At 61.7% G+C, this 4,852-nt stretch carries 5 protein-coding genes; 3 read left to right on the top strand and 2 right to left on the bottom strand.

Going from position 1 to position 4,852, the window contains the following annotated elements; all coding sequences use genetic code 11:
• The first annotated feature begins 245 nt into the window (after positions 1-245).
• Both dcd and BJP07_RS01280 read left to right on the top strand, forming a co-directional pair.
• Entirely contained in the window at positions 246-809 is a 564-nt protein-coding gene (gene dcd / locus BJP07_RS01285) for a dCTP deaminase (protein ID WP_070361805.1), read from the top strand.
• A 12-nt stretch (positions 810-821) separates the two neighbouring features.
• Positions 822-2,090 (top strand): UDP-glucose/GDP-mannose dehydrogenase family protein, encoded by a 1,269-nt coding sequence (locus BJP07_RS01280; protein WP_071565693.1) that lies wholly within the window; start codon positions 822-824, stop codon positions 2,088-2,090.
• On the opposite strand, the gene BJP07_RS01275 is transcribed toward BJP07_RS01280, so the two are convergent.
• Positions 2,087-3,373 carry a pyridoxal phosphate-dependent aminotransferase gene (locus tag BJP07_RS01275; protein ID WP_071565692.1) on the bottom strand — a complete coding sequence of 429 codons (1,287 nt, stop codon included), beginning with the start codon at positions 3,371-3,373 and terminating at the stop codon, positions 2,087-2,089. The genes BJP07_RS01280 and BJP07_RS01275 overlap by 4 nt on opposite strands.
• Positions 3,374-3,395: 22 nt before the next feature.
• Positions 3,396-4,046: a DUF1707 domain-containing protein gene (locus BJP07_RS01270; protein WP_255365885.1), complete on the bottom strand. Its 651-nt coding sequence runs from the start codon at positions 4,044-4,046 to the stop codon at positions 3,396-3,398.
• Positions 4,047-4,176: 130 nt separating this feature from the next.
• On the opposite strand from BJP07_RS01270, the gene BJP07_RS01265 reads away from it, so the two are divergent.
• Positions 4,177-4,852, top strand: a 676-nt coding sequence (locus BJP07_RS01265) for a hypothetical protein (RefSeq protein ID WP_143109621.1), incomplete at its 3' end; no start/stop codon positions are given.

Genomic DNA, 4,852 nt, shown 5'->3' with positions numbered 1-4,852 from the left:
TCAATACAAGGTTGAAGTCGACACTCGGTGATGGATATACGACCATCGCCGAGCATCGACAGGCACTGAGTGCATAACTACGAGACAAAGTCCCTCAGATGCACTCCAACAAAACATCCGCAGCCCCCGCGGAGCCGATTGGGGCACTGGTGACTGCGAGTGCGGTAGTCAATAGAAAGGTTGAGATAATTCGATGCACGCCGTTTAGTGTAGCCCCCGTGTGAAAGCAGGCTAGACTGGGCGCCGTGCTTCTTTCAGACCATGACATTCGTGACGCTGTTGATTCGGGACGCCTCGGTATTGCACCGTATGACGCTGCGTTGGTGCAGCCATCGTCGGTGGATGTGCGTTTGGATCGGTTCTTCCGCGTGTTTAATAACTCGCGCTATACCCATATTGATCCGCGTGAGGAGATGCCGAATCTGACCACGCTGGTTGAGGTCCCTGAGGGTGAGGGGTTTGTGCTGCACCCGGGTGAGTTTGTGTTGGCGTCGACGTTGGAGAAGTTTACGTTGCCGTCGGACTTGGCTGGCCGTCTGGAGGGCAAGAGTTCCCTGGGCAGGCTTGGCCTGTTGACGCACTCGACGGCCGGGTTTATTGATCCGGGTTTTTCGGGCTACATCACGCTGGAGTTGTCGAACGTGGCGAATTTGCCGATTGTGTTGTGGCCTGAGATGAAGGTGGGCCAGTTGGCGTTGTTTGCGATGACGTCGCCTGCGGAGGTGCCCTACGGCAGTGGTGCGTTGGGCTCGAAGTATCAGGGGCAGCGGGGGCCGACGCCGTCGAAGGCGTACCTGAATTTCCGGTAGGGGGCTTCGCGTATGCGGTTGACGGTGGTCGGCGCGGGGTATTTGGGGGCGACGCACGCTGCGTGCATGGCTGAGTTGGGTCATGAGGTGCTGGCGGTGGATAGGGACGCGGGCAAGGTCGCGGCGTTGCAGTCGGGGAGGGCCCCGTTTTTCGAGCCCGGCCTCGACGACCTGCTGCGTCGTCACACGGCTTCGGGTCGCCTGAGATTCACTGCTGACCTGCGTGAGGTGGCGGGATTTGCGCGGGTGCATTTTTTGGCGGTCGGCACGCCGCAGGTTTCCGGTGGGCTCGCCGCGGACACTTCATTTCTTGACGACGCCACCTCCCACCTGGCCGCAATCCTTGAGGGGGAGCACCTGGTGGTGGGCAAGTCGACGGTGCCGGTGGGCACGGCGCGCCGCCTGCAGGGGCGCTTCCCGGCTGCGGTGGAGGTGGCGTGGAACCCGGAGTTTTTGCGTGAGGGGCACGCGGTGAAGGACACGTTGGCGCCGGACCGGATCGTGGTGGGCCAGCGCCCGGGCGGGCGCGCGGAAGGGGTGCTGCGGGAGGTGTACGCCACGCCTATTGAGCAGGGCTCACCAATGTTGGTGACGGATCTTCCCACCGCCGAGCTGGTCAAGGTGGCGGCGAATGCGTTTCTGGCCACGAAGATTTCTTTCATCAACGCGGTCGCCGAGGTCTGCGACGCAGCCGACGCGGACGTCACCCAGCTTGCGGACGCGATCGGTTTGGACGCGCGTATCGGGCGCCAGTTTCTCAACGCCGGCCTCGGTTTCGGGGGCGGGTGCCTGCCGAAGGATGTCCGGGCGTTCATCGCGCGCGCCGACGAGCTCGGCGCGGGTGATTCGGTGCGTTTCCTGCGCGAGGTCGATGCCATCAACCAGGGACGCCGCGCCCGCATCGTTGACCTGGCACGACGGGAGCTCGGCACGCTGGAGGGGCGCACCATCGCGGTGTTGGGGGCGGCGTTCAAGCCGAACTCGGACGACATCCGGGACTCGCCTGCCCTCGACGTGGCGCAGCGCCTCTTTGTGGCCGGCGCGCACGTGCGCGTCCACGACCCGAAGGCCCTCGACAACGCCCGCGCCGCCTACCCCGACCTGGACTTTCCCGGCACGCTCGCGCAGGCCACCACGGGCGCGGATCTGTGCATCCTGGCCACCGAATGGGATGCGTTCCTGGAACCGCTGGTGGGCGTCGACAAGCGAGTAATTATCGACGCCCGCAACGCCCTCGACATCCCCATCTGGCAGCAGGCAGGCTGGCGGGTCATCCGCTAGTGCTGGTGGTAATCCGCCAAGAAGTTGCCCAGGCGCTCGATGGCGTTCTCCAGCTGTGACGCCCACGGCAGCGTGACCACGCGGAAGTGATCCGGGGTCGGGTAGTTGAAGCCGGTGCCCTGCACCATGAGGATCTTCTCGCTCTTGAGCAGGTCCAGCATGAAGCGCTCGTCGTCGTGGATGTGGTACATCTCCGTGTCGATCTTCGGGAAGGCGTACAGGGCGCCCTCCGGCTCCACGACGGAGATGCCCGGGATCTCGCGGAGCTTGCGCACGGCGACGTTGCGCTGCTTGTGCAGGCGACCACCTTCCGCGGTGAGCTCATAAATCGACTGACGCCCACCTAAGGCCACCTGGATCGCGTGCTGGCCAGGCACGTTCGCGCACAGGCGCGTGCCGGAGAGCAGGTCCAAGCCCTCGATGAGGCCCTTCGCCCGGCGGCGCGGCCCCGTGATCACCATCCAGCCGGCGCGGTACCCGCACACCCGGTACGCTTTCGACAAGCCGTTAAACGTCAGGGTGATCACGTCCGGGGCAACCTCCGCCATGGAGATGTGCTGGGCGCCGTCGTAAAGGATGCGGTCGTAGATCTCGTCGGCGAAGATCATCAGCTCGTGCTCGCGGGCGATGTTCGCGATGCCTTCAAGCGTCTCCCGCGAATACACAGCACCCGTCGGGTTATTCGGGTTGATCACCACGATCGCCTTCGTCTTGCTGGTGACCTTGGAGCGGATATCCTCCAGCGAAGGGTTCCAGTCGTCCTCCTCGTCGCACTTGTAGTGCACCACCTTGCCACCCGCAAGTGTCGACGCCGCCGTCCACAGCGGATAGTCCGGCGTCGGAATGAGGATCTCGTCCCCCTCGTTCAGGGAGCCCTGCGTGACCATGCTGATCAGCTCGGACACACCATTGCCCAAGTACACATCATCGATGTCGAACGCCGGGAAGTCCGGAACCATCTCGTAGCGCGTCACAATCGCGCGCCGCGCCGAAATAATGCCTTTCGACGTGGTGTAGCCCTGCGCTGTAGGCAAATTGGCAATCATGTCACGCATGATCACATCCGGCGCCTCAAACCCAAACACGGCCGGATTACCCGTGTTCAGCTTCAGGATGGTGTGGCCGTCACGCTCCATCTCCTCCGCGGTCGCACTCACCGGACCCCGAATGTCATAAAACACATTCTTCAGCTTCTCGGCCTGATCAAAGTGCCGGTGCCGCTTAAACGGAGTGTGCTGCGGGCTCTTCTGTGCTGACGCTTCTGATTGCTTCTTGTTGGCCATGTGCCAATACTAGCGCCCCAAGCTACCCACGTTTGTTGAACCGCTGCATCGTCTGCTGCGCGATATGCAACGCATCGTTTTTCAGCTGGTCCATCTGCTGGCGCTGCTGCTGCTTCTGCATCGCGATCTCCGCCGCCTGATGCGACTGCAACTCCAACTGCTGCATCTTGACGGCCTGGCGCTGCGCCCGCTGAATCTGCCGCACCGACGGCGTGTACCAGCTATCCGGGCCCACCTTCATCACGTACAACAAGATGAACACAGTCGGGATGATCAGCAGCGAGAACATCATCAACGAGTCCACCCGCATCTCCGCGAAGACGCCCATCAAGGCGAGGCTGGCGATCGTCGACAAGCCCATCAGCCCACCACGCACATTGCGACCTCTCCTGCGGGCCAGCTCAATATCCCTCCCCGAATACATCGGGGATTGCTGCACCTGCTGGCCCGGGACCTGGCACTGGCCCGGCTTCTGCGGCAAATCCTGGAACAGCGCCATCAAATCCGGCGAGTATTCCGCCTTCGCGACGGCCGCACACCGCCTATCGAACTCGTCCATGGTCAGGCGGCCCTCACCGAACGCCACCGACAACGCCGTCACCGCGTCATTGCGGTCGGTGTCACTGATGCGGTAGTTGAACTGGAAATTCGGATTCGGCTGAGGCATGGTCATAGTTCCTAAGCATACTTGGCTGGTGCGGACTGTCCTAGAACTGCAAAGTGTAGTAACAGGAATGTAGTAATCCTCGAAACGGGGGATCGCGGACATTTCGTTGGAGTGCTGAGGGCTGGAAGGTATTCCGATGCCCGCAAAGTTCCCCGACACCGTCCGCGAGGCCGCAGTCGACAAATACTTCGAAGGCATGACCACACCTGAGGTCTGTGACTGGGTAGCACACGTTACCGGCCGACGCCCCGCACCGGCCTCGGTAAAAAACTGGATTACTGACAGACGCAACGGCTACATCCGATCTGACAGTCCCCCGGATGCTGACTCGATTGCCAAAGCCGTCGCGCGCAGACTGACCTCAACGAAGTCACTGCGCCGCATCGCGGCGGAGTTTCGTGTGTCATTTCACTCGGTAGGCAAGTGGACGCGTGAGTTATGGCCTGACGAAGAAGAACGACACGACGCGGCGTCTATGACGTTTGATGAGGCATTTCAAGCCACAATGAAACGCATGAGTTATCACCGCAAATCCAAACGAGCTCGCCAACATCAACGAACCAACATCAACCGCAACACCACGACACCACCACGCCCCGTCGATGAGTGGTTGCCAGGCCCTGGCCCGGTACCGGATGTAGACGCTTTGCCGGATGATCCGGAAGTGTTAAAAAAGATGCTGGTAGACGAACGCGACCGGCAGAAAGTCAAAGACGCGATCATCGAAGTACTCATGGGCGGTCAAGCCCAGGGAAAAGTCAGCGTCCGTGACGGTGTGCTTACCACAGCGGCGAAAGCCGCGGTCGTAGTTG

Source organism: Corynebacterium sp. NML130628, assembly GCF_001875665.1.
Lineage (GTDB): Bacteria > Actinomycetota > Actinomycetes > Mycobacteriales > Mycobacteriaceae > Corynebacterium.
The sequence above is the reverse complement of the archived record's forward strand: the minus strand, read 5'-3'. Positions and strand labels throughout refer to the sequence as shown.